The organism is Streptomyces sp. NBC_01463 (genome assembly GCA_036227345.1).
GTDB lineage: Bacteria > Actinomycetota > Actinomycetes > Streptomycetales > Streptomycetaceae > Streptomyces.
In genome coordinates this window covers 3,698,836-3,723,497 of the sequence record CP109468.1, presented here as the reverse complement: position 1 = coordinate 3,723,497, position 24,662 = coordinate 3,698,836, and the positions used below count along the sequence as shown (strand labels likewise).

General features: G+C 71.3%; 23 protein-coding genes. 9 read left to right on the top strand and 14 right to left on the bottom strand.

The window, feature by feature from the left end; genetic code table 11:
• Window positions 1-1,500: a peptide MFS transporter gene (locus OG521_16415; GenBank protein ID WUW22296.1), complete on the bottom strand. Its 1,500-nt coding sequence runs from the start codon at window positions 1,498-1,500 to the stop codon at window positions 1-3.
• A gap of 156 nt (window positions 1,501-1,656) precedes the next feature.
• On the opposite strand from OG521_16415, the gene OG521_16410 reads away from it, so the two are divergent.
• From OG521_16410 to OG521_16385, 6 genes are all read left to right on the top strand, one after another.
• The gene (locus OG521_16410) at window positions 1,657-2,667 is read left to right on the top strand and encodes a polyprenyl synthetase family protein (protein ID WUW22295.1); all 1,011 of its coding nucleotides are present in this window, start codon (window positions 1,657-1,659) and stop codon (window positions 2,665-2,667) included.
• A 228-nt stretch (window positions 2,668-2,895) separates the two neighbouring features.
• The gene (locus OG521_16405) at window positions 2,896-4,116 is read left to right on the top strand and encodes a DUF2092 domain-containing protein (GenBank protein ID WUW22294.1); all 1,221 of its coding nucleotides are present in this window, start codon (window positions 2,896-2,898) and stop codon (window positions 4,114-4,116) included.
• 102 nt (window positions 4,117-4,218) lie between these two features.
• Window positions 4,219-5,172: an ABC transporter ATP-binding protein gene (locus OG521_16400; GenBank protein ID WUW22293.1), complete on the top strand. Its 954-nt coding sequence runs from the start codon at window positions 4,219-4,221 to the stop codon at window positions 5,170-5,172.
• The gene (locus tag OG521_16395; protein ID WUW22292.1) at window positions 5,159-6,052 is read left to right on the top strand and encodes an ABC transporter permease; all 894 of its coding nucleotides are present in this window, start codon (window positions 5,159-5,161) and stop codon (window positions 6,050-6,052) included. The genes OG521_16400 and OG521_16395 overlap by 14 nt, the downstream gene beginning before the upstream one ends.
• 236 nt (window positions 6,053-6,288) lie before the next feature.
• Window positions 6,289-6,879 carry a TetR/AcrR family transcriptional regulator gene (locus OG521_16390; GenBank protein WUW22291.1) on the top strand — a complete coding sequence of 197 codons (591 nt, stop codon included), beginning with the start codon at window positions 6,289-6,291 and terminating at the stop codon, window positions 6,877-6,879.
• 224 nt (window positions 6,880-7,103) lie between these two features.
• On the top strand, window positions 7,104-8,045 hold the full coding sequence (locus OG521_16385; protein ID WUW22290.1) for a hypothetical protein: 942 nt from the start codon (window positions 7,104-7,106) through the stop codon (window positions 8,043-8,045).
• Between the two features lie 51 nt (window positions 8,046-8,096).
• Here the strand turns inward: OG521_16385 and OG521_16380 are convergent, their stop codons facing one another.
• The 8 genes from OG521_16380 to OG521_16345 all read right to left on the bottom strand — a co-directional run bounded on the left by OG521_16380 (window position 8,097) and on the right by OG521_16345 (window position 15,696).
• Window positions 8,097-8,903: an HAD family hydrolase gene (locus OG521_16380; protein ID WUW22289.1), complete on the bottom strand. Its 807-nt coding sequence runs from the start codon at window positions 8,901-8,903 to the stop codon at window positions 8,097-8,099.
• A 143-nt stretch (window positions 8,904-9,046) separates the two neighbouring features.
• Entirely contained in the window at window positions 9,047-9,241 is a 195-nt protein-coding gene (locus tag OG521_16375; GenBank protein WUW22288.1) for a hypothetical protein, read from the bottom strand.
• A gap of 141 nt (window positions 9,242-9,382) precedes the next feature.
• Complete coding sequence (locus OG521_16370) at window positions 9,383-9,841, bottom strand: hypothetical protein (GenBank protein WUW22287.1); 459 nt, start codon at window positions 9,839-9,841, stop codon at window positions 9,383-9,385.
• Window positions 9,822-10,502, bottom strand: coding sequence for a class F sortase (locus tag OG521_16365; protein ID WUW22286.1), 681 nt, complete (start codon window positions 10,500-10,502; stop codon window positions 9,822-9,824). The genes OG521_16370 and OG521_16365 overlap by 20 nt, the downstream gene beginning before the upstream one ends.
• Complete coding sequence (locus OG521_16360; GenBank protein ID WUW22285.1) at window positions 10,499-11,971, bottom strand: hypothetical protein; 1,473 nt, start codon at window positions 11,969-11,971, stop codon at window positions 10,499-10,501. The genes OG521_16365 and OG521_16360 overlap by 4 nt, the downstream gene beginning before the upstream one ends.
• Before the next feature lie 56 nt (window positions 11,972-12,027).
• Window positions 12,028-13,578 (bottom strand): FAD-dependent monooxygenase, encoded by a 1,551-nt coding sequence (locus tag OG521_16355; protein ID WUW22284.1) that lies wholly within the window; start codon window positions 13,576-13,578, stop codon window positions 12,028-12,030.
• Between the two features lie 62 nt (window positions 13,579-13,640).
• Window positions 13,641-14,633, bottom strand: a complete 993-nt coding sequence (rarD, locus tag OG521_16350; GenBank protein ID WUW22283.1) for an EamA family transporter RarD — start codon at window positions 14,631-14,633, stop codon at window positions 13,641-13,643.
• Between the two features lie 202 nt (window positions 14,634-14,835).
• Window positions 14,836-15,696 carry an SDR family oxidoreductase gene (locus OG521_16345; protein ID WUW22282.1) on the bottom strand — a complete coding sequence of 287 codons (861 nt, stop codon included), beginning with the start codon at window positions 15,694-15,696 and terminating at the stop codon, window positions 14,836-14,838.
• Window positions 15,697-15,806: 110 nt separating this feature from the next.
• Here OG521_16345 and OG521_16340 point away from each other — a divergent pair, with 110 nt between their 5' ends.
• On the top strand, window positions 15,807-16,193 hold the full coding sequence (locus tag OG521_16340) for a helix-turn-helix transcriptional regulator (protein WUW22281.1): 387 nt from the start codon (window positions 15,807-15,809) through the stop codon (window positions 16,191-16,193).
• An 85-nt stretch (window positions 16,194-16,278) separates the two neighbouring features.
• Here OG521_16340 and OG521_16335 read toward each other — a convergent pair whose 3' ends face one another.
• From OG521_16335 to OG521_16315, 5 genes are all read right to left on the bottom strand, one after another.
• Window positions 16,279-17,337, bottom strand: a complete 1,059-nt coding sequence (locus tag OG521_16335; GenBank protein WUW22280.1) for a 2-oxoacid:ferredoxin oxidoreductase subunit beta — start codon at window positions 17,335-17,337, stop codon at window positions 16,279-16,281.
• Window positions 17,330-19,282, bottom strand: coding sequence for a 2-oxoacid:acceptor oxidoreductase subunit alpha (locus OG521_16330; GenBank protein ID WUW22279.1), 1,953 nt, complete (start codon window positions 19,280-19,282; stop codon window positions 17,330-17,332). The genes OG521_16335 and OG521_16330 overlap by 8 nt, the downstream gene beginning before the upstream one ends.
• Before the next feature lie 299 nt (window positions 19,283-19,581).
• The gene (locus tag OG521_16325; GenBank protein WUW26696.1) at window positions 19,582-20,241 is read right to left on the bottom strand and encodes a response regulator transcription factor; all 660 of its coding nucleotides are present in this window, start codon (window positions 20,239-20,241) and stop codon (window positions 19,582-19,584) included.
• A gap of 195 nt (window positions 20,242-20,436) precedes the next feature.
• Window positions 20,437-21,789, bottom strand: coding sequence for a sensor domain-containing protein (locus OG521_16320; protein ID WUW22278.1), 1,353 nt, complete (start codon window positions 21,787-21,789; stop codon window positions 20,437-20,439).
• Window positions 21,790-22,082: 293 nt separating this feature from the next.
• Window positions 22,083-23,291, bottom strand: coding sequence for a sensor domain-containing protein (locus tag OG521_16315; GenBank protein ID WUW22277.1), 1,209 nt, complete (start codon window positions 23,289-23,291; stop codon window positions 22,083-22,085).
• Between the two features lie 170 nt (window positions 23,292-23,461).
• On the opposite strand from OG521_16315, the gene OG521_16310 reads away from it, so the two are divergent.
• Both OG521_16310 and OG521_16305 read left to right on the top strand, forming a co-directional pair.
• Window positions 23,462-23,887: an NADH-quinone oxidoreductase subunit A gene (locus OG521_16310; protein WUW22276.1), complete on the top strand. Its 426-nt coding sequence runs from the start codon at window positions 23,462-23,464 to the stop codon at window positions 23,885-23,887.
• Window positions 23,878-24,594 carry an NADH-quinone oxidoreductase subunit B gene (locus tag OG521_16305; protein ID WUW22275.1) on the top strand — a complete coding sequence of 239 codons (717 nt, stop codon included), beginning with the start codon at window positions 23,878-23,880 and terminating at the stop codon, window positions 24,592-24,594. Before OG521_16310 ends, OG521_16305 begins: the two co-directional genes overlap by 10 nt.
• Window positions 24,595-24,662: the final 68 nt, after the last annotated feature.

Here is a 24,662-nt window from a genome sequence, read left to right as displayed (position 1 = left end):
TCAGTGGACGGGGTGCATGGTGCGCTTGAGCCAGGGTGCGGCGGCGATGACGGCCACACCGGCCGCCACCGCGATAGCGCCATTGACACCGAAGTAGGCGGGGTTGGAGACCTCGCCGTACAGCTTCACGATCTGGGCCTGGATGCCGTTGGCGAGGGCCAGCGAGAGGAACCAGAGCGCCATCGTCTGGCTGGCGAACGCCTTGGGGGCGAGCTTCGTGGTCGCGGACATGCCGGAGGTCTCCAGCAGGATGTCGCCGAGCCCGAGCAGCAGATACGAGCCGACGATCCACCAGGCGGCCATCTTGTACGTGTCCGAGGAGTGCCCGGAGGTGGGCAGGACCATCAGCAGGAAGGAGAGCCCGCCCAGGATCACCCCGATCGCGATCTTGTTGGACGCGTGCGGCTGGCGGGGCCCCATCTTCGCCCAGACGGCTGCGACCACCGGAGCGAGTGCCACCTCGAAGGCGCCGAGCGCGGAGGCGTACCAGCTGGCCGGGAAGTGGAAGCCGAAGATCTCCGTGCGGGCGTTGGTCGACGCCAGCAGCATCATCGTCGAGTACGCCTGGAAGAGGATGAAGTTGAAGACGACCGAGGCCAGGAACAGCACCACGTACGGGCGCAGCCTGCCGCGCTCCTCCGAGGTGACCCGGGGGCTGCGGAACATCACCACGAAGTAGACGACCGGCGCGATCACGGAGACGATCGTGAGCAGGTCGACGAAGCGGTCCATGGTCAGCCAGCCCGCCAGGGCCAGCACGGTGGCGAGCGCGGCGACCACCACGACGCCGATGACGATGAGCCGGACCGCCCGGCGCATGGGTCCGGGGGCCAGCGGGAATTCGGCGGCGTTCTTACGCCCGGCCAGGTGACGGCGGCCCAGGACGTACTGGATCAGGCCGAGCGTCATACCGAACGCGGCGGCCGAGAAACCCCAGTGCCAGCTCGCGTGGTCACCGAGCCAGCCGGTGATCAGCGGGCCGAGGAAGGCGCCGATGTTGATGCCCATGTAGTACAGGGCGAAGCCGGCGTCACGGCGCTCGTCGTCGGTGCGGTAGAGCTTGCCGACCATGGTGGCGACATTGGGCTTGAGCAGGCCCGTTCCGGCGCTGATCAGGCCCAGGCCGACCCAGGTCATGACATCGGTGGGCACCGCCATGGCGTAGTGCCCGATGGCGATGAGGATGCCGCCGTACAGGACGGCGCGGTACGAGCCGAGGATCCGGTCGGCCAGCCAGCCCCCGGCCACGGAGACCAGGTAGACGAGCGTGCCGTAGGCGGCGGATACGGACGCGGCGGTACCGGCCTCCATGCCCATGCCGCCGTTGCTGACGGCGTCGGCGAAGTAGAGGACCAGGATCGCCTGCATGCCGAGGAACGAGAACCGCTCCCACACCTCCAGGCCGGACAGGGTCATCAGACCCCGTGGCTGGCCGAAGAAGGCGTGGTCGTCGCCCGGCGGTGGCTGGGTGGGTTCGGTGTCTGCGGCGGTGTGGGACAAAGGGACAACTCCTGATCGTATGAGCTGATCCCGAACATACCGGCGGTGGCGGGAAGGCGCCCACGGTGATCCAAAGGGGACCGGATACGCTGACTTGAGTGATGACAGCGACACATCGACATTCCGTGTGATCGTCAGCAGACAGGAGATCCCCTCGTGACCGTCGTCGGGCCGTTCGGACTGAGCGTGCGGGACCAGGCTCTTGAGGCCGGTGTCCAGGCCGGTTTGGCTGCTGTCGAGTCGGGGCTGCTCGATGCCACCAAGAGCGAGGTGCCCTTCATCACGGAGGCCGCGCAGCACCTCGTGCGCGCGGGCGGCAAGCGGTTCCGGCCCCTGCTGGCGATGCTGGCCGCCCAGTTCGGTGACGCCGACGCCCCGGGCGTGGTGCCCGCCGCCGTGGTCGTCGAGCTGACCCACCTCGCGACGCTGTACCACGACGACGTGATGGACGAGGCCGACGTGCGCCGCGGGGTCGACAGCGCCAATACCCGCTGGGGCAACTCGGTGGCCGTGCTGACCGGCGACTTCCTCTTCGCGCGCGCGTCGCACATCCTGGCCGACCTCGGCCCCGAGGCCGTCCGCATCCAGGCGGAGGCGTTCGAGCGCCTGGTCACCGGCCAGATCCTGGAGACCGCGGGCCCGCGCGACGGGCGCGACCCGGTCGAGCACTACCTCGACGTGATGCGCGGGAAGACCGGCTCGCTGATCGCCGTGGCCTGCCGGTTCGGCGCGATGATGTCCGGCGCCGACGAGTCGGCGACCGACACCCTCACCCAGTACGGCGAGCGCCTCGGCGTCGCCTTCCAGCTCGCCGACGACGTCCTCGACATCGCCTCCGACTCCCACGAGTCCGGCAAGACCCCCGGCACCGACCTCCTCGAAGGCATCCCGACCCTGCCCGTCCTCCACCTCAGGGCGCAGGCCGCGGCCGACGGCAAGCCGGACGACCTGGAGCTCGTCGAGCTGCTGGACGGGGACCTCGGCGACCCGGACCGCCTCGCCGAGGCGCTGCGCCGGCTGCGCGCCCACCCCGCGCTCGAACAGGCCCGACGCGACACCGTCCGGTACGCGGAGGAGGCGCGGGCCACCCTCGCGCCGCTGCCCTCCTGCTACGCCAAGGCCGCCCTGGAAGAGATGTGCGACGCCGTGGTGCACCGCGCGGGCTGAGCGCCGCTCCACGCACCGCCGCCGCGACCCCTACGGGACGGGTGAGGAAACGGTGCGCGGTGTCATCCCGAAGAGGTACGCGGAGTTGCTCCCGGGGGCTGACGCCTGAAGCCGCCCGATTTGGTCAGATGGAGAACAACCACTCCTGACCAAAACGGGTGAGAATGGCGGCACGGAGTGGACGAGTGCATCCCGACGGAAGCCGCCGACCACGGAGGTAGGGCACACATGGCACCGAACGACAGCGCGGAGACCAACGGCACGGTCGCGGACGGGACCCGAGGATCCGTCGCGAACCGCCGCAAGGCGGTGCGTTACATCGTCCCGGTGGCGGTGGCCGGAGTGGCGGCCGCCACGATCGGGCTCGTCCCGGCGCTCGCCAGTTCCGGCGACCCGGACCTGCCGGAGATCACCGCCCAGGAGCTCATCGAGAAGATCGCCGCCTCGGACACGCAGCAGCTCTCCGGCACGGTGAAGATCAGCACGGACCTCGGCATCCCGTCCATGGGCGGACTGGCCGGCTCCCTCGTCCCGGACGGCGGAGGCGACCGGGGCGGCGCGAGCGCCGACCCGCAGACGAAGCTCACGGAGCTGGCGTCCGGCACCCACACCCTGCGGGTGGCCGCCGACGGCCCCGACAAGCAGCGGGTCTCGATCCTCGACCAGGCGTCCGAGTACAGCCTGATCCACAACGGGGACCAGGTCTGGGCGTACGACAGCAAGTCGAACAGCGTCTACCACGCCGAGGGCGAGGCCGGCCGGGACAAGGAGAAGGCCGCACCCGACGGCGTGCCCACCACCCCGAAGGCGCTCGCCGAGCAGGCGCTGAAGGCCGCCGACGGCACCACGTCCGTCACGGTCGGCGGCACCGCGCAGGTCGCCGGGCGCGACGCGTACCGGCTGGTCATCAAGCCGGAGCAGAGCGGCTCGACGATCGGTTCGATCACCGTCGCGGTGGACGCGGAGAACGGCGTGCCGCTCAAGTTCACCCTGCAGCCCAGCAGCGGCGGCAAGGCGGCGGTCGACGCCGGCTTCACCTCGGTCGACTTCAAGAAGCCCGACGCGTCCTCCTTCGCCTTCACCCCGCCCAAGGGCGCGAAGGTGACCGAGGCGGACGAGGCGAAGGAGCACGGGAAGGCGGAGGCCGAGAAGGCGAAGGGCGACCTCGGCGCCTTCGAGGGGATGAACGTGATCGGCGAGGGCTGGAACAGCATCGCCGAGATCAAGACCCCCGGCGGCGCGGCCCTCCCGACGAAGGAGTCGGGCGAGGTACCGGCCGAGGCGCAGCAGTTCCTGGACGCCCTCGGCGACAAGGTCACCGGGAAGTTCGGCTCGGGCACGGTCTTCAAGACCCGCCTGGTCAACGCCCTGATGACGGACGACGGCCGGGTGTACGTCGGCGCGGTCACCAAGGACGCGCTGGTGAACGCGGCGAACAAGGCCGGCTGACACCACCTCGTACACCATCTCGTGCGCCACCCGGTGCACAGTCCGCCCGCCCCGCCGTAGCCTCCATACGGCGGGGCGGGCGCGATCCGTGGGGAGCAGACCATGACAGGGGCGGACACCGTGCCCGTGATCGAGACGCAGGGGCTCACCAAGCGGTACCGGGGCGGCCAGCTCGCCGTCGACGGGCTCGACCTCACCGTCCCGGGCGGCAGCGTCTTCGGCTTCCTCGGGCCCAACGGCTCCGGGAAGACCACCACCATCCGGATGCTGATGGGCCTGATCGAGCCGACATCCGGTACCGCGAGCGTCCTGGGCCGCCCCATGCCCGGCGCGGCCCGCAGCGTGCTGCCGCAGGTCGGGGCGCTGATCGAGGGACCGGCGCTGTACGGGTTCCTGAGCGGCCGGGACAACCTCGTGCGCTACGACCGGGCCGACCCCACCGCCGATCCGCACACCCGGAACACCCGCGTCGGCGACGCCCTGGAGCGGGTCGGCCTGGCCGCCGCGGCAGGCAAGAAGGCCCGGGCGTACTCACTGGGCATGAAGCAGCGCCTCGGCCTCGCCGCCGCCCTCCTCCGGCCCCGCCGGCTGCTCGTCCTGGACGAGCCGACCAACGGCCTGGACCCGCAGGGCATGCGGGAGATCCGCGCCCTCGTCCGGGAACTGGCCGCCGAGGGCACCACGGTCTTCCTCTCCTCCCACCTCCTCGACGAGATCGAGCAGATCTGCACCCACGCGGCGGTGATGGCCCGGGGCCGGCTGCTCACGCAGGGGTCCGTCGCCGACCTCGCGGCGGGCACCCGGGGCCGGCTCGCCGTCACCACCCCCGACCCGGCCGACGCCGCCCGCGTCCTCAAGGAGCACGGGATCGGCGGCGTCACCGTCGACGGCGACCGGGTACGCGCGGACGCCCCGCCGGGCTCCGTGGAACTGTCCGACCTGAACGCGGCCCTGGTGCACGACGGCGTCCGGGTCCGGTCCTTCGGCGTCGAACGGGCCTCGCTGGAGGACGCGTTCGTCGCACTCACCGGAGAGGGATTCGATGTCGCAGGCTGAACTCGCACCCGCCGCGGCCGCCGCTCCGGTCCGCCGCAACCCGCTGTGGACCCTCGGCATCCTGTGGTCCGAACTGACCACCACCCTGCGCCGTTGGCGCACCCTCGCCCTGCTCGGGGTGCTGGCCGCCGTCCCCGTGCTGATCGGGATCGCGGTGCGCATCGAGACGTCCGACGGCTCGTCGGCCGGACCCGGCGAGGGCGGGGCCGGACCCGCTTTCCTCTCCCAGGTGACCAACAACGGTCTCTTCCTGGTCTTCGCCGCCCTCGCCGCCACGCTCCCCGTCTTCCTCCCGATGGCCGTGGGCGTCGTCGCGGGCGACTCGATCGCGGGCGAGGCCAACGCGGGAACGCTGCGCTACCTGCTGGTCGCACCGGCGGGCCGGACCCGGCTGCTGCTCGCCAAGTACGCGACCACGCTGGCCTTCTGCCTGATCGCGACCCTGGTCGTGGCGGCCTCGGCGCTGGCCGTGGGCGCGCTGCTGTTCCCCGTCGGGGAGGTCACGACGATCTCCGGGACCCGGATCGGCTTCGGCGAGGGGCTGCTGCGGGCGGTGTTCGTCGCGGTGGCGGTCGCCGCGTCACTGATCGGCTTCGCGGCGCTCGGACTCTTCGTGTCGACCCTCACCAACAGCGGCATCGCGGCCATGGCGGCGACGGTCGGGGTGCTGATCACGGTGCAGATCCTGGACACCATTCCGCAGCTGAGCGGGATCCACCCGTATCTCTTCCCGCACTACTGGCTGTCCTTCGCCGACCTGCTGCGCGAACCCGTCTACTGGGACGGCCTGCTGAAGAACCTGGGACTCCAGGGGCTGTACGCGGCGGTGTTCGGCACGGCGGCCTGGGCCCGGTTCACGGCGAAGGACATCACCGCCTGAAGCGGTCCGGCAGCCGGGGAGTGCCCGGCTGGGAGCGGCTCCGGCACCCGTACCGTCGGCCGGGCGAGCCGTCCCCCGATCGGCTCGTCGCGGCACGAACGGCACGAACGGTGCGAAAGCGCACCAAGGCGCAGGAACGAGCCGACACGGTACGTTCCGTTTCCGCTTGAGCATTGTTCGACTTCTGGCGACGGACTGTCAACAAGGATTGGCTCGAACAGCCCTATGCTCACCGAATGATCACATCGCCGAGTTCACTGCGCCGGAGCGAGAGCTCACGCAGGGCGACGCTGGAGGCCGCCCTCGATCTCTGTACGGAGAAGGGGTACGGCCGCGTCACCGTCGAGGCCATCGCGGCCCGGGCGGGTGTCAGCAAGAAGACGATCTACCGCTGGTGGCCGTCGAAGAGCGCGGTGCTGCTGGAGGCGTTCACGGAGAAACTGGTCACCGCCACCCCGTTCATCGACACCGGTGACATCGCAGGCGACCTGCACACCCATGTGACGGGCGCGGTCCGGGTGCTCTCCGTGCCGCCCTTCGGTCCCGCGTACGCGGGCATACTCTCCGAGGTCCACCACGACGACGAGCTGGCCGAAACGGTTCGCACCCAGCTCATCGAGCCCCGCTTCGAGGCGGCGGTCGGGCGGCTGCGCAGCGCCCAGGACCAGGGCCAGATCCCGCCGGGCGCCGATCTGCGGCTGGCGGTCGAGATGCTCTACGGGCCGGTCTACTACCGCCATGTACTGCGCAAGCCGATGCAGGACCCGGAGGCGGTCGCGGCCCTGGTCGCCCATGTGCTGCGCTCGCTGGGGGCCGTGCAGAGCTGAGGGCGTCGTGACGGGCGGCCGGGTCGGTACGGCGAAGCGCTCCTAAAAATATTTCAATCGCACCAATCCGTAAGGCTGTTGGGACCGAACTCCTCAGTGGGGTGGAACGGCCGGGCCCGGATGCCGGTCACTCTCGCGCGCCACTCGGCGCCTTCCCCGGCAACGACCAGCTCTGCCGGCACCGTTTCGGGCGGGCCGGCACAAGGGGGCGACACGGGGTGGGCATGCGCGGCGAGTCAGTGGACGAGGCCGAGGACGCGAGAACCGACGCGAAGGTCGATGCGGGGGTGCGCGAGAGGGTGGGCGCACTCGCCGGCGGGGGCGCGTGGGACGACCTGGCCGCGGCCTTCGGTGCGGAGGCGCCCGGTACCGGCGGCGACGAGGACCGGATGCCCGGACCGCGCCCCGGCGGCATCGCTCCGCGTGACGGCGGACCGCGCTCCGGCAGCCCCGGCCCGGGTGACGCTGATCGGTCCCCGGGAACGCGCCCCGGAATCGCCGCGCGGTCCGGGGGGCCGGTCTTCGTCGATGCCACCGGACGGCGCAGCCGGAGCTGGCGCCGCGCGGGCGTCATCGGGGCGGTCGTCTGTTCCTGCTACGCCACGACGGTGATCGCCACGCTGATCGGCGTCGATTCCAGCGCGCCCTTCCTCCAACTGCCGCGTGCGATTGGCCTGGACCGTGAGGCGGAAGCGCGTCCGGCCCCGACGGCTGCCGGGACCGGTACGGCTCCGGCCGCCGAACCCCAGGACGCTCCTTCGGCGCTGCCGTACGGCGTGTGGCCGAAGGCCACCGGATGGACCGCGCAGCCCGAGTCCGCGGAGACCTCTGCGGAGATGACCGCCGAGCGCCCCGACACCCCTGCCGCGCTCACCACCGGGGCCCCAGTGACTGGGAAGCCCTCGACGCCCGAGCGGCCGGCACAGACGCAGGACAGCGCTGAAGGGAGCCCCGGCGTCCCCCCGCCCGCCCCGGCACCGCATGAGCCGTCGGCCGGGCCTGACCCCTCCCCGGCGACCGGAAGCGGTGGCGGATCCGGTGGTGGTTCCGGCGGCGATGACCCGCAGGAGGAAGCCGATCCGGACGACGGGGACACGGCGTCGGACCCCGGACCGCTCGGTGGTCTCCTGGGCGGGCTGCTCGGCGGGCTGTTCGGCGGCGCCTGAGGGGCGCGTGCCGCGCGGACGTCCCCGGTCAGGTCCGACGGGTGGCTGTCATCAGCGGAAGACCCGTTCGAGCACCACCGCGACCCCGTCGTCCTCGTGGGACAGCGTCACCTCGTCGGCCGCGGCCCGCAGGAGCGGATGGGCGTTGGCCATCGCCACCCCGTACCCGCAACTGCTGAACATCGGAAGGTCGTTGGGCATGTCCCCGAAGGCGATCGCCGTCGCCGGGTCCAGCCCCAGGTGTTCCGCGGCGAGCGCGACCCCGGCGCCCTTGTCGACCCCGTACGGCTGGAGCTCGACCGTGCCGGGACCGGACAGTGTGACGGTGGCCAGATCGCCGACGACCGCCCGGGCCGCGGCCGCCAGGGTGTCGTCGTCGAGGCCGGGGTGGCGGATGAGGACCTTGATGATCGGGGCCGCCCACAGCTCGTCCCGGTGCCGTGTGCGGTGCGCGGGCAGGGTCGGGTGCGGCATCAGATACCCGGGCCCGATCAGGGTGCGGCCCTCGGTCCCGTCCTGGTCCACCGCCACGAAGACCGGGCCGACCTGGGCCTCTATCTTCCCGATGGCGGCGTCCGCCGCCTCCCGGTCCAGCGTGGCCGCGTGGACCATCCGCCGCGCCCCGGCGTCGTACAGCTGCGTCCCCTGTCCGCAGACCGCGAGCCCCCGGTAGCCCAGCCCCGCGAGCAGCTCCCGCACACCCGGCACCGGCCGCCCGGTGACGACGAGGTGCCGGGCCCCGGCGGCCGCGGCCAGGGCGAGCGCGGCGCGGGAGCGGGGACTGACGGTGTCGTCGCGGCGCAGCAGGGTGCCGTCCAGGTCCGTGGCGACGATGGCATATGCGGGCGGGAGGGGCATGGATCAAGGGTAGGGAGATCCGGAACCGGTCGTACGGCTCTGACCTGCGGCGACGGTTCGGTCTGCCCGGGTGGGCGGGCCAGTGCGGACGCATGTCCCGTATGTCCGGAGGAAACGTCCGCCCGGGTGGATGTCCGCCCGGGTCAGCCCCAGCTGTGTCCGTCGCCGAAGTTCAGCGCGTGTTCCAGGACGTCCTCGAAGGGGTCGTCGATCTGGCCGGTGCTGATGAGCGCGACGACGGGGGCGTTGTGGCTGTCCCACTCGTCGGCGGCGGCCGTCCCCGCCGCCGCGGCGCAGAGGGTCATCGCAAGGGGCACCACGGTCATGATCCTTTTCATGGGCTGATCAACGAACCCCTGCTCAGGGGGTGCGGCCCGGTCATCCGTCCGTGTCCCGGGTGGGCCGTCCGGCCCCCATCGGTCATACCGCGCCGCGCCGCACCGTCCTGCTACCGCCTGCTGCGCACTGCCTGCTTCCGGCTACTGCACGCAGAACTCGTTGCCCTCGGGGTCGGTGAGCACCGTCCACGTCCCGCCCGGCTCCGCCACCTTGCGGACCACGGTCGCGCCCAGGCCCTCCAGCCTGGCCACCTCCGCGTCGCGGCGGTCAGGGCCGGCGTGCAGGTCGAGGTGGAGGCGGTTCTTCACCGTCTTGGGCTCGGGGACGCGCTGGAACAGCAGCCGCCGGCCCAGCCCCGTCCCGCTCTCCTCCTCGTGCGGATCGTCCGGGTGCCGCACCGCGGCCAGGTCGAGCCAGGCCCGCCGCCCGTGCGCGGTCGTCGTGATGGCCTCCGGTACGGCTCCGAGCCCCAGGAGCCGTTCGACCAGGGGGCTGTTGTCCTCGATCTCGTAGCCGAGGGCGGCGGACCAGAATCCGGCCTGGGCGTGCGGGTCGGCCGAGTCGACGACGACTTTCCAGTCAAGAGTCATGGGAGTCATTCTTCCCCGGAAGGCCGGGATCCGGCGGGTGAACCGCGATCAGCCGGGCAAAGGCCACCACGTTCGACTGGTAGCCGCCGGCCTCGGGATCGTAGGAGCCGCCGCAGGTGAGCAGGCGGAGTTCGGCGTCCTTCGCCGGGCCGTAGACGCGTGCGCTGGGGAAGTCGCTCTTCTCGAACTCCTCGACGGCGTAGAGGCGGAATGCCGCGACGGTCCCGTCCGCCCGGCGCACGTCGACCGTCGCGCCGGGGCGCAGCGTGTCGAGTCCGGCGAAGGCGGCGGGGCCGGTGGGGGTGTCGACGTGGGCGACGACGACGGCGGTGCCGGGGGAGCCCGGCGTCACCCCGTCCCGGTACCACCCCGCGAGATTGCGCTCTGCCGGGTCGGGCACGCCGAGCTTGCCCCGGCTGTCCAGGGTCAGGTCCACCAGCGGGGCGCTGACCCCGAGGGCGGCGATGTCGACGCGGACGGGGCGGGTCGCGGGCAGGGGGGCCGCTGTCGTGGACGCGGGTCCGGGCCGGGGCGCGGCCCCGCGGGGCTCCGTCAGGGGCGAGCCCAGGAGCAGGACGAGTGCCGCCGCGGCGGCCGGGACCAGCCCGGCCGCCGCGATCGGGCGCGGGAACGGCCGCGAGGGCCGTTCCCGCGCGGTGCGGGCGCTCAACCGCGCCGGCGCCGGACCGTGCGCAGGCCGCCGAGAGCGGCTGCCGCGACCGCCAGCAGACCGGCCGCTCCGGCCATCAGGCCCGTACCGATCGGACCGGCCGAGCCGGTGCCGGTCAGGGCGGTGGAGCCGTCGCCCGCGTCGACCGGCCCGTTGGGCATGGGCCCGTTGCCGTGACCGCCGCCGCCGTGGCCGCCGTTGTCGCCGCCCCAGTGGCCGCCGCCGTGGCCGCCGCCGGGCGGGGTGGGCTTCGGGTGGTGGGGGTGCGTGGGGCTGGGTGACGGGCTGGGCTCCACGTCGGCAGCGGTGATCCGCGTGTGGTCCGTCGCGCTCACACCCGTGCGCCGGGGCCCGTCGGCTCCGGCGACGGTGACGGTCAGTTCGGCCGTCACGTCGAGCGGGCCGGTGGGCGCGTCATCGGCGGCGGCCAGGGTGAAAGCGGCGCCCGCCCTGCCGCCGGGCTCCAGCGTGCCGCCCGCCCGGAGGTTGGTCCGCAGCTCGCCGGTGAACGTCCCGTCGGTCTCCCGGGTCAGGGGGACCTCGGAGCCCTCGGACACCACCGTCAGCTGGTCGGTCCGGAGGCCCGCCGGCCCCTTGAGCGTCAGGTGCGTGCCGATGCCCGGGTACTGCGGTCCGTCCGCCGGGTCGGTGTAGGAGGCGTCGGCCGGACGGGGGCCGTCGCCGGCCTGGATCTCCTCGGGGACGGTGAGCGCCGCCGTGGCGCGGCCGGTGACCGCGAAGTCCCAGGTGGTGCCCTGGGCGGTGATGTTGTCGACGTAGGTGTTGAGCGTGCCGTTCGCGTCACCGAGCCGGCCGATGTTGGCGATCACGCCGTACGCGCCTTCGCACTTCTCGACGAAGACCGACAGCGGGGCGCTGCCGCCGGCCGGGATGCCGGCCGCCGCGTTCGAGGTACGCATCACCGAGTCGGCGGTGAACCGGTACTCCTGCCAGGTGTCCGGCTTCAGCGCCTCGCCCTTGACGTCCGTGTTGGCGCCGGGCTCGAAGGACAGCGTGGTGAACCCGCCGCAGGAGGCCGGGAGCTGGAGGTTGGCGCCGATGGTGGTGGTCGTGGAGCCCTCGGTGGAGGTGTACGCCCAGTAGGAGATGCCCGCGTCCAGCAGCGGCCGCATGGGCACGGGCGTCCACGTCGCGTTGAAGTAGTGGGCGGCCTGGGCCTGCTGGGCCGCACCGATGGCCAGGTGCAGGCTGCCGTTCAGATGGACCGGGTCGGGCTTCGGGGAGACCTCGTGGAGGCCCGGGTCCCGGTCGGGAGTCGTTTCCTGGAGCCGGAACCAGGGGCCCGCCGGGCCGAGGCCCGACGGGTTGACGGTCTGCACCGTGTCGTCCGCGCCTGCGGTGGGAGCGAATCCGCAGGCCAGGAGCGTCAGGGCGGACAGGGCGGCGGTGGTGGTGGCGGTGCGCAGGAGCGTGCGGGACGTTCCGGAGGTGCGCAGGGATCGGGTCATAAGTATGAGGAAAAGATAAGCGGAGTGTTAGAGCGGGATGACCCGCCGTGACGCGCTCAAGCTCGCTCCAATGCCGCACCGTTCAGGTAGGCGCCGACCGCCCCGAGGTCCCCGGGCGGGATGATCAGGGCCACGTGGTTGTCCGGGCGGACGAGCACCAGCAGGTCCTCGTCCGGGCCGATGCCGTAGGCCGTGCGGGCGTGCCCGCCGTCGTCGGCCAGGCCGTGCGGACCGCCCACGTCCACGCCGTACGCCCGCAGTTCGCCGTCGTGCGCCCCGGCCGCCTCCCGCAGGGCCTGTGCCGTGCCCGGTCCGAAGCCGAGCAGGGTGAAGTGCGGTCCGGCGAAGGCTTCGAACAGCCGGCGGGGAGTGCCGGTGGCGAGGTCGCGGCAGGGGGCGTCCGGGGCGCGGTCGCCCGCGCGCAGCCGGCCGGTGCCGCCGCCGGTGGCCAGGGAGCTCCAGCGGTAGCCGCCGCCGAGGCCGTTGGTCCGCTCGGAGACCGCCGAGTCCAGCCCGCCGCCCGGCTTCCTGATCGCCTCCATCGTGGCGCGCAGCCGCTCCGCGCTGAGGTCCAGGGCATCGGCGGCGATGGGCAGCCGCTCCTCCTCGTAGGTGTCGAGCAGGGCCGGATCCGCCCGGCCCGAGGCGACCCGGGCGAGCTTCCAGCCGAGGTTGTACGCGTCCTGGATGCCGGTGTTCATCCCCAGTCCGCCCGCGATGGAGTGCACATGGGCGGCGTCGCCCGCCAGGAACACCCGCCCCACCCGGTAGCGCTCCGCCAGGCGCTCGTTGACCCGGTAGGTGGAGAGCAGCGTGGCATCCGACAGGCCGCTGCCCGGCAGCCGGGTGTGCTTGGCGAACAGGCGCCGGAAGCTGTCCAGCGACGGGGGTACGGGGGCGCCCGAGGCGTCGGTCTCGGGGCCGGCCTGGAACCACCAGCCCGAGCGGGTGCCGGGGATCGGGCAGAGCATCACGGCCCCGTCCTCGTCGAACCACTGGTGCCAGAAGCCGCGGTCCGGGCCCTCCGCCTCGACGTCGCCGCAGACCATCATCTGCGTCTCGTCGGTCTTCCCCTCGAACGGGACGCCGAGCAGCTTGCGCACCGCACTGTGCCCGCCGTCGCAGCCGGCCACGTACCGCGCCTCGATCTCCCCGCCGCCGGCGAGGGCGGCGGTCACGGACGTGCGGCCCTCGGCCAGTCCGACGAGCTCGGAGCCGAGTTCGACCCGCACGCCGTACTCGGCGAGACGGGCGCGCAGGATCTCCTCCAGCCGCCACTGGGCGATCATCCGGGGCCGGTCGTAGGGGGCGTCCGGCGTCGGGCGCGCGTCGGCGAAGGGGGCGGCGTCGGCGATCGGCACCCCGTTCCGGTACTTCCGCATCGGCAGCGGCGCCGAACTCGCGGCCAGTACCTCCCCGACGACACCGAGGTCCTCCAGGACCTCCAGCGAGCGCGGATTGGGGCCCTTGGCCCGTGAACTGCGGGGGAAGCCGGGTGTCTTGTCGATGATCCGTACGTCGACGGCCCGCCGGGCGAGCTCGATGGCCAGGGTCAGCCCGGTCGGCCCGGAGCCGACGATCAGCACGGTGGTCGGGGATGTGGGCATGCGTACTCCTCGGTTGCGCTTCCGTGGACCTCAAGAGAAACGCAACCGAGTAAGAAAAGCAACTAGGTAATAATTTTAGACGCGGGATCCCCGGTCCCGGGCGGGGCGGCCGAGGTGGCCGGAGTGGCCGGGATGGCCGCGGCCAGCCGGGCGGCCAGCGCCTGGGCCCTGGTGCGCCGCGACGTCCGCAGCGCGTCCCAGGTCAGCAGCGTGAGGGCCAGCCAGACCAGGCCGAATCCGGCCCAGCGCTCGGCGGGCATCGCCTCGTGGAAGTACAGGATGCCCAGGATGAACTGGAAGACCGGCGCCAGGTACTGCAGCAGGCCGAGCGTGGAGAGCGGGACGCGGATCGCGGCCGCGCCGAACAGGATCAGCGGAACGGCCGTCACCAGCCCCGTCCCGGCCAGCAGGGCCGCATGGCCGGCGCCCTCCGAGGTGAACGTCGAATCGCCCTGCGTCCCCAGCCACACCAGATAGCCGAGGGCGGGCACGAACAGCACCGCGGTCTCGGCCGTGAGCGACTCCAGGCCGCCCATGTTGACCTTCTTCTTCACCAGGCCGTACGTCGCGAAGGAGAACGCCAGGACCAGCGAGATCCACGGCGGCTGCCCGTACCCGATCGCCAGCACCAGCACGGCCGCCACGCCGGTGCCGACCGCCACCCACTGCACCGGGCGCAGCCGTTCGCCGAGGAGGAGGACCCCCATGGCGATGGTGACCAGCGGGTTGATGAAGTATCCGAGCGACGCCTCGACGACGTGACCGTTGTTCACCGACCAGATGTACAGGCCCCAGTTGACGGTGATCACGGCCGCGGCGACGGTGATCAGCGCCAGCTTCCGCGGCTGCCGCACCAGTTCGCCGATCCAGGACCAGCGCCGCAGCGCCAGCAGGGCGATGGCGACGACGCCGAGCGACCAGACCATGCGGTGGGCCAGGATCTCGATCGCGCCGGACGGCTTCAGCAGCGGCCAGAAGAGAGGGACGACCCCCCACAGGCCGTAGGCGGCGATGCCGGACAGGAGCCCCGCCCGCTGTTCGTTCTTCCCTTGCACGGGCCCCTCCTGGCAGGTGTCCGCCGACGGCTCCGCCGACCAGATGAAGGTAGCGCCGACGGAGCCCGGTGTCATTGCCGTATCGCCAGACGGTCATGACACCGGGCCGGATCCAGTTCTGCGGCGCCTGCGGGGCCGCCGGAGCTTGCGGGGCCTGCGGGACTTGCGCGGTCGGTGCGCCCTGCCGGGTGGCCTGCGCGAGTTACTGGGCGGCGACCGCGGCGGCGACGGTCTCCGCCAGCGGGGTCGTGGGGCGGCCGATCAGCCGGGCCAGGTCGCCGTTGGAGTGGGCCAGCAGCCCGCGCCGGATCGCCTCGTCCACATCGGTGAGGACCGCCGCGAAGCCCTCGGGCACACCGGCGCCGACCAGGATCTCCTGGTGCACGGCGGCCGGTACGTCGTTGTGGATGATCTCCTTGCCGGACGCCTCGGCGATCACCGCCGCGTACTCCGTCAGCGACCAGGCGACATCGCCGCTCAGCTCGTAGGCCTTGCCGAGGTGGCCCTCGCCGGTCAGGACGGCGGCGGCCGCGGCCGCGTAGTCGGCCCGGGTGGCGGAGGCGATCCTGCCGTCGCCCGCGTTGCCCACGACGGCGCCGTGCGCCAGGACGGGCGCCAGGTTCGCGGTGTAGTTCTCCGTGTACCAGCCGTTGCGCAGGAAGGTGTGGGGAAGGCCGGAGTCGAGGATCAGCTGCTCGGTCACCTTGTGCTCGTCGGCCAGCACGAAGTCCGCGTCCGGGCCGCCCAGGATGCCGGTGTACGCGAGCTGTGCCACGCCCGCCGCCTTGGCCGCGTCGATGACCGCGGAGTGCTGCGCGACGCGGCTGCCGACCTCGCTGCCCGAGATGAGCAGCACCCGGTCGCCGGCCCGGAAGGCGCCGGCCAGCGTCTCGGGGTGGCTGTAGTCGGCGATCCGGAGCTCCACGCCGCGGGCGGCGAGAGCGGCCGCCTTCTCCTTGTCGCGGACGACGGCGGCGATGCCGCTCGCGGGGACGGTGGTCAGCAGCTGCTCGACGACGAGGCGGCCGAGGGCTCCGGTGGCTCCGGTGACGACGATGCTCATGGGGTGTTTCTCCTCTTTAGATGCTCATGTTCCTGTTCGTGCGTTCTGGTACTCACCTTAAGGGTGGCGCTAACCAAAAGAAAGTACCCACTTTGAAGTAAGGTACTGGTATGAGCGTAAGGAACCTGGAGCGACGGCCCGATGTGCGGGAGCCCATGTGCCCGTCCCGGCTGGTGCTGGAACACGTCACCAGCCGCTGGGGTGTCCTCGTACTGGCCGCCCTGCTGGAGCGCTCGTACCGCTTCAGCGAGCTGCGCCGCGAGGTCGGCGGGGTCAGCGAGAAGATGCTGGCGCAGACACTCCGGACGCTGGAGCGCGACGGCTTCGTGGACCGGGACGCCAAGCCGGTGATCCCGCCGCGGGTCGACTACAGCCTCACCGCGCTCGGCCGGGAGGCCGCCGAGCAGGTGTGGGCGCTGGCGCGCTGGTCGGAGCGGAGCCTGGACGCGGTGGACGCGGCGCGCACGGCGTACGACGGGCAGAAGCAGGACGCGTAGGCACGCGCCGCCACGCGAAAACGAAGATGCGTCGGCCGTGCCCGTGACGGGCACGGCCGACGCATCGAGGCGCGACGGGCCGGTGTCAGCCGACGACCGTCCAGTTGTCGTTGCCTGCGAGCAGGGCACCGAGGTCGCCCTTGCCCTGCTGTTCGACCGCGGTGTCGAGTTGGTCGGCCATGAGGGTGTCGTAGACGGGTCGTTCGATGCTGCGGAGCACGCCGATCGGGGTGTGGTGCAGGGTGTCGGGATCGGCGAGGCGCGACAGGGCGAACGCGGTGGTGGGGCTGGGGGCGTGTGCGTCGTGGACGAGGATCTGTGACTTGTTGTCCTCGGTCACCGCGACCACGTTCAGGTCACCGGTCAGGGTGTCCCGCACGACGCCCTTGGAGTTGTCGGTGCCGAAGAGGATCGGCTGGCCGTGTTCCAGTCGGATGACGGCTTCCTGGGCCTGCTCGCGGTCCTTGAGGACTTCGAAGGCGCCGTCGTTGAAGATGTTGCAGTTCTGGTAGATCTCCACGAGTGCTGTGCCGGGGTGGTCGGCCGCTGCGCGGAGCACGCTGGTGAGGTGTTTGCGGTCGGAGTCGACGGTGCGGGCGACGAAGGACGCCTCCGCCCCGATCGCCAGGGACACCGGGTTGAAGGGTGCGTCGAGTGAGCCCATCGGTGTGGACTTGGTGATCTTGCCGACTTCGGAGGTGGGGGAGTACTGGCCCTTGGTCAGTCCGTAGATCCGGTTGTTGAAGAGGAGGATCTTCAGGTTGACGTTGCGGCGCAGGGCGTGGATGAGATGGTTCCCGCCGATCGACAAGGCGTCGCCGTCGCCGGTGACCACCCAGACGCTCAGATCCCGCCGGGAAGAGGCGAGCCCGGTGGCGATGGCCGGGGCACGGCCGTGGATGGAGTGCATCCCGTAGGTGTTCATGTAGTACGGGAAGCGGGAGGAGCAGCCGATGCCGGAGACGAAGACGATGTTCTCCTTCGCCAGTCCGAGTTCGGGCATGAAGCCCTGGACGGCGGCGAGGACGGCGTAGTCGCCGCAGCCGGGGCACCAGCGCACTTCCTGGTCGGACTTGAAGTCCTTCATGGACTGCTTGGCCTCGGTCTTCGGCACCAGCGACAAGAGTTCGTTGGTCTCAGCCATCAATGGCCTCCTCGAGGGCCGTCGCAAGCTGCTCGGCCTTGAACGGCATGCCGTTGACCTGGTTGTAACTGTGTGCGTCCACCAGGTACTTGGCCCGGATAAGCATGGCCAGCTGCCCGAGGTTCATCTCCGGGACGACCACCTTGTCGTAACGCTTCAGCACCTCGCCGAGATTCCGCGGGAACGGGTTGAGATGCCGCAGATGAGCCTGCGCGATCGGCCGTCCCGCGGCCCGGAGCCGCCGCACGGCAGCGGTGATGGGGCCATACGTCGATCCCCACCCCAGCACCAGCGTCTTCGCCTCCGCCGGGTCGTCGACTTCCAGGTCCGGGACCTCGATGCCGTCCACCTTGGCCTGTCGGGTGCGGACCATGAAGTCGTGGTTGGCGGGGTCGTAGGAGATGTTGCCTGTGCCGTCTTGTTTCTCGATGCCGCCGATGCGGTGTTCGAGGCCGGGGGTGCCGGGGACGGCCCAGGGGCGGGCGAGGGTTTGTGGGTCGCGCTTGTAGGGCCAGAACACCTCGGTGCCGTCGGCCAGTTCGTGGTTGGGTCCGCCGGCGAACTGGACGCGCAGGTCGGGGAGGCTGTCGGTCTCCGGGATGCGCCAGGGCTCGGATCCGTTGGCGAGGTAGCCGTCGGACAGGAGGAAGACCGGGGTGCGGTAGGTCAGGGCGATCCGGGCGGCGTCGAGTGCCGCGTCGAAGCAGTCGGCCGGGGTCTTCGGCGCGACGATGGGCACCGGTGCCTCGCCGTTGCGCCCGTACATGGCCTGGAGGAGGTCGGCCTGCTCGGTCTTGGTCGGCAGCCCCGTGGAAGGCCCGCCCCGCTGGATATCAATGATGAGGAGCGGCAGTTCGAGAGAGACGGCGAGGCCGATGGTCTCGGACTTGAGGGCGACCCCGGGCCCGGAGGTGGTGGTGACTCCGAGCGCTCCGCCGAAGGCCGCACCGAGTGCGGCGCCGATGCCGGCGATCTCGTCCTCGGCCTGGAAGGTGCGGATGCCGAAGTTCTTGTGCTTGCTGAGTTCGTGCAGGATGTCGGACGCCGGAGTGATCGGGTAGGACCCCAGGTAGACGGGCAGGTCGGCCTGTCGGCCGGCGGCGATCAGGCCGTAGGACAGGGCGAGGTTCCCCGAGATATTGCGGTACGTGCCGGTGGGGAAGGCCTGGGTGGCGGGTGCGACCTCGTAGGAGACGGCGAAGTCCTCGGTCGTCTCGCCGAAGTTCCAGCCGGCGCGGAACGCGGTGACGTTGGCTTCGGCGATCTGTGGCTTCTTGGCGAACTTGGCGCGCAGGAACGTCTCGGTGCCTTCGGTGGGGCGGTGGTACATCCAGGAGAGGAGTCCGAGCGCGAACATGTTCTTCGAGCGTTCGGCTTCCTTGCGGGAGAGCCCGAACTCCTTCAGTGCCTCGATCGTGAGGGTGGTCAGTGGCACCGGGTGGACGTTGTAGGCCTCCAGGGACCCGTCTTCCAGCGGGCTGGTGTCGTAGCCGACTTTTGCCATGGGGCGTTTGGTGAACTCGTCGGTGTTGACGATGATTTCGGCGCCGCGTGGTACGTCGGCGATGTTGGCCCGTAGTGCGGCGGGGTTCATGGCGACCAGGACGTTGGGGGCGTCGCCGGGGGTGAGGATGTCGTGGTCGGCGAAGTGGAGCTGGAAGGAGGAGACGCCCGGCAGGGTTCCTGCGGGCGCTCGGATCTCGGCGGGGAAGTTCGGCAGCGTGGAGAGATCGTTCCCGAAGGACGCGGTCTCCGAAGTGAAACGGTCACCCGTGAGCTGCATACCGTCCCCGGAGTCACCCGCGAAACGGATGATCACCCGATCCAGACGACGGATCTCTTTCTCGCCGGTGCCTGCTGCGGACTGGGGGGCACGCTGTCCCCCTACGAGCGCCTCACTGGCCTCATCGGCCTGATCGGCTGGGCTACTGACCTGGCTGGTCACTTACTGGACCTCCCTCGGCGCGGCAACTCGGAACCATCCGGCCCGCCGGCGGTCCCGAGCCCCACCCTACGTCTGTAAGGGTCGCCTTCCTGTGGCCGATCGCATATTGGACGGCGTTTTGAGACGCTTTTCGGCGCTGTTCCGTCATGATTCACCAGCCGCCCGGCCCATCGGCGGATCTTCGCTGGAGACACCCGGGAGGGAATCTCCCGTTCCGCCTCTTCGGGCCGTTCCCGGTCCCCGGCACCGCTATTACCTGACTACCCGTCAGATAATAGCGGGCGTCATCACGCGCGGCGTCAGGAGTTCAGATAGGTCAGGACGGCCAGGACGCGCCGGTGGTCGCCGTCGCTGGGGGAGAGCCCCAGCTTCAGGAAGATGTTGCTGACGTGCTTCTCCACCGCGCCGTCGCTCACCACGAGCTGCCGCGCCACCGCCGAGTTCGTCCGCCCCTCCGCCATCAGACCGAGCACCTCGCGCTCACGCGGCGTCAGCCCTGCCAGCACGTCCTGCTTACGGCTCCGGCCCAGCAGCTGCGCCACCACCTCCGGATCCAGCGCCGTGCCGCCCTGCGCCACCCGGACCACCGCGTCGACGAACTCACGGACCTCGGCGACCCGGTCCTTCAGCAGATAGCCGACGCCCCGGCTGGACCCGGCCAGCAGCTCGGTGGCGTACTGCTCCTCGACGTACTGCGAAAGGACCAGCACCCCGATCCCCGGGTACTCCTTGCGCAACCGCACCGCGGCCCGCACCCCCTCGTCGGTGTGGGTCGGCGGCATCCGCACATCGGCGACCACCACATCGGGCAGCGCGTCCTGCCCGGCGAGGTCACCCACCGTCTTGATCAGGGCCTCCGCGTCACCGACCCCCGCCACGACGTCATGCCCGAGATCCGTCAGCAGCCGGGTGAGTCCCTCCCGGAGCAGTACCGAATCCTCGGCGATGACCACGCGCACTCTGTCCTCCACCACGACGCTGAATCCCCCACTGCTCGCTGTTCCCACCCGTATGCCGTCCAGCATCCCAGTATCGGCAGGGACGTCGCGCACGTTCGCAGGGTTGAGTCGTCACGCGACCGGCCCGGCGCGGAACGCCGGACGCCGGGCGGCCCGCTGTACGGGTCCGTCCGGCGTCCGGGTACGGGAGGGCGATCAGCCGCGCCACGGGAGCTCGGCCGTGATCTTCGTCGGGCCGCCCACGGGGGAGTCGACGACCAGGATCCCGTCCACGGCGTCCAGCCGCTCGGTCAGCCCGGCCAGACCGCTGCCCGACGCCTGGCCGGCCCCGCCGCGTCCGTTGTCGGCGACCTGGAGCATCAGCCGGTCCGCCGACCGCCAGACGTCGACCGTGGCGCGGGTGGCGCGGGCGTGCTTGCTGACGTTCTGCAGCAGCTCGGAGACGGTGAAGTACGCGATGCCCTCGATGGCCTGCGCCGGCCGGCCGGGCAGATCGACCTCGACCGTGACGGGCACCGTGCAGCGGGAGGCCACAGCGGAGAGTGCGGCGTCGAGTCCGCGGTCGGTGAGGACGGCGGGGTGGATGCCGCGGGCCAGGTCGCGCAGTTCCTGGAGGGCGACCTTGACCTCGCCGTGGGCCTCGTCGACCATGCGGGCCGCGGCCTCGGGGTCGTCGGTCAGCTTGTCCTTCGCCAGCCCCAGATCCATGGCGAGGGCGACGAGCCGGGCCTGCGCGCCGTCGTGCAGATCGCGCTCGATGCGCCGCAGGTCGGCGGCGGCGGTGTCGACGACGACGCCCCGGTCCGACTCCAGCTCCGAGACGCGCGAGGCCAGCCGCGACGGGCCCAGCAGCCCGGTCACCATCAGCCGGTCCACCGAGGCCAGACCGCGGATGATCCACGGCGTGACGACGACGAGGACCAGACCGAAGGCGCTGGTCAGCGTGAGTTCGACGGACGAGTCCAGATAGACCTGGTGATTGGCGTCGCCGTACAGCTGCACCCCGTCGATACCCACGTAGGCCGGGAAGACCCAGGAGTACAAGGGGTACGTGAGGGCCGCCCAGCCGTACGACCACAGGGTCAGCGAGACGCAGAAGGCGAAGACCGCCCACGGGAAGTGCAGCAGCGCGTAGAGCAGGTGCCGCCAGGACACCCCGCTCTTCAGGACCGCGCCGACCCAGGACATCAGACCGCCGGTCCGGCCCCGCACCGGCGCCGGATCGGCCACGTCCAGCTTCAGCAGACCGCGCGCCCTGGCCCGCTCCATCGCGCCGAAGCCGCGGCACATGGCCAGCCCGGCGGCCAGGACGGGGATCCCCAGGAAGGTGACGAGCAGTCCGGCACCCACGGCGGTCATGGTGATCGCGAAGCTGAACAGCACGACGCTGATCGGCAGACTGAGCATCAGATAGCCGAACTCGCGCCAGGTCCTGCCCTCGAAGGGGGCCCGCAGCACGGCCGGGACGCGGTGTCGCGCCGGCTGCTCCCCGTATCCGGAGCCCGACCGCTGATGGTCCCGTGTGTCCGGTCCGTATGCCGTGGCCATGGGTTCCGTCCGTTTCTGCTGCATCCGTCGTATCCGCTGCTTCTCTGGGTCTGCTTCCGAGCGCCCGCTGACTTGCTGTGCTGCTGTGCTGCTGACTTGCTCTGTTGCTCTGTTGCGCTGTTGCCGTGCTGCTCAGTTGTTTCTGTTGCTCTGCACGAACTTCGCGCGGTGACGTGCGGTCGTGCGCCTGATTCAAGGGTGCTGTGCCGACGGATCCCGCACCATGAGGACGGTCTCCCTCTTCGACCGGGGGTTTTCCCTACCCCTGGGCGCCGCGCGTGGCCGGGCGCGGTTCAGGCCCTGGCCGTGCGGCCGGCGGCCGCGTCCTTCTCGTCCTCCCGGTCGCGCCAGGGCAGCTCGGCGGTGACGGTCGTAGGGCCCCCGACCGGGGAGTCGAGGACGAACAGCCCGTCGACGGCGTCCAGCCGCTCGGCGAGCCCCGCCATCCCCGTACCGCCGTCCATCGAGGCCCCGCCCCGCCCGTCGTCGGAGACCTGGATCAGCAGCCGGTCCGCAGACCGCCACACATCGACGGACGCCGTACGCGCCCCGCTGTGCTTGCTGATGTTCTGCAGCAGTTCGGAGACGGTGAAGTAGGCGATGCCCTCGATGGCCTGTGCGGGCCGGCCGGGCAGATCCACCCCCACTGTGACGGGGACCGTGCAGCGCGAGGAGATGGCGGAGAGTGCGGCGTCGAGTCCGCGGTCGGTGAGGACGGCGGGGTGGATGCCGCGGGCCAGGTCGCGCAGTTCCTGGAGGGCGACCTTGACCTCGCCGTGGGCCTCGTCGACCATGCGGGCCGCGGCCTCGGGGTCGTCGGTCAGCTTCTCCTTGGCGAGACCGAGCCCCATCGCGAGGGCGACGAGCCGCGCCTGCGCGCCGTCGTGCAGATCGCGCTCGATGCGCCGCAGGTCGGCGGCGGCGGTGTCGACGACGACGCCCCGGTCCGACTCCAGTTCGGCGATGCGGCGTTCCAGCTCGTCGGAGGGCGAGAGCAGCCCGCGCACCATGCCGCGGTCGGCGTTGGCCATGAACCGCGCCGTATAGGGGAGTACCGGCCACAGGACGAAGAGACTCACGAGCGTCACCGCGAACGTGACCACGCCCCACGGAAGCCGCATGAACGAGTACAGCGCCGCGCGCCAGCCCACCGGGTCCTTCAGGCTCGACCACAGCCAGGCGAAGAACCCCTCCTCCCGGCGGACCCGGGCCAGCGGGCTCGGCTCGTCGATCCGCAGCCCGAGCAGCCCCCGCGCCCGGCCCCGTTCGGCACGTCCCAGCAGCCGGGAGCCCTGGAGCCCCAGCGCGAGCAGGGGCAGTCCGATCACCGTGATCGCCAGCCCCACGCCGATGGAGACCATCAGCACGGTGTAGACGAAACCGGCGATGGCCATCGGAAGATTGGCGAGAAGATGCGCGATCTCCTTCCACGTCCACCGGTCGAAGGCGAAGCGGACAGGAGGCGGCCCGTCGTGATCGGGCACCTGGGGGCTCATGGTCATGTGTCCAGCCTGCCGGGCCGGGCTCCCGGACGCCATGGGGCTCATGGGTGGGGGCGAAGTGGGGATAACCCCACCAGTTGCCCGACGCAACTGCTTACCGTTCCTTTACAGGGCCTAGACTCCCGTGCGTACAGATCGTCGAACAGGTTTGAGGGAGCGAGGGGGCGGACGTGACGGACGTGGCGGACCTGCCGGGAGCGGAGCTGCCGGGACCGGCCGTTCTCGCGTCGGACTACTTCCACAGCTACTCAGTGGTCGGACTGCTCGCCGTGGTCGGCGTGCTGTTCGTCGCCGTCGCCTTCGGAGCCGGCCGGCTGCTGCGTCCCGTGGTGCCGACGCCGGAGAAACTCCTCACGTACGAATGCGGCGTGGACCCCGTGGGAGAGGGCTGGGCACACACCCAGGTCCGCTACTACGTGTACGCCTTCCTGTATGTGATCTTCGCCGTCGACTCGATCTTCCTGTTCCCGTGGGCGACCGTCTTCGCCGCGCCCGGATACGGGGCGACGACGCTCGTGGAAATGTTCATCTTCCTCGGTTTCCTGGCCGTGGGACTGCTCTACGCATGGAAGAAGGGCGTCCTCGAATGGACGTGACGAGCCCGTCGTCCGCCGGTCGGCCGGGAGCGGAGGCGGAATCCGCCGAGGCCTCCGCGCCCGAGCCCGTCCCCACGTTCCTCCCCGAGCCGAAGCGCCTGGGCGTGCTGTCCAGGCTCGCGCCCGAGCCGATGAAGGTGGTCCTCAACTGGGGCCGCCGCTACAGCCTCTGGGTCTTCAACTTCGGACTCGCCTGCTGTGCCATCGAGTTCATCGCCGCCTCCATGGCGCGTCACGACTTCATCCGGCTCGGCGTGATCCCCTTCGCCCCGGGCCCCCGCCAGGCCGACCTCATGATCGTCTCCGGCACGGTGACGGACAAGATGGCGCCCGCGGTGAAGCGGCTGTACGAGCAGATGCCCGAGCCCAAGTACGTCATCTCCTTCGGCGCCTGCTCCAACTGCGGCGGCCCGTACTGGGATTCGTACTCCGTGACGAAGGGCGTCGACCAGATCATTCCGGTCGATGTCTACGTACCGGGCTGCCCGCCCCGGCCGGAGGCCCTGCTCCAGGGCATTCTCAAGCTCCAGGAGAAGATCGCGCGCGAGTCGCTGGGTGAGCGTTACGCGACGGGCGGCAGCCGCCCCTCCACGGCCGCCCTGCGCAGCGGCCTGGTAGCGGCCCCGCCCGCGCCCGGCTCCTCGGCCGCTGACTCCGCGACTCCCGACTCCTCGACCCCTGACTCCTCGAAGGAGGAGCCGAAGTGACCACCGACGGGAGCGCCGAGAGCGCCGAGAGCGCTGAGAGCGCTGAGAGGGCCGGTAGCGCCGGGAGC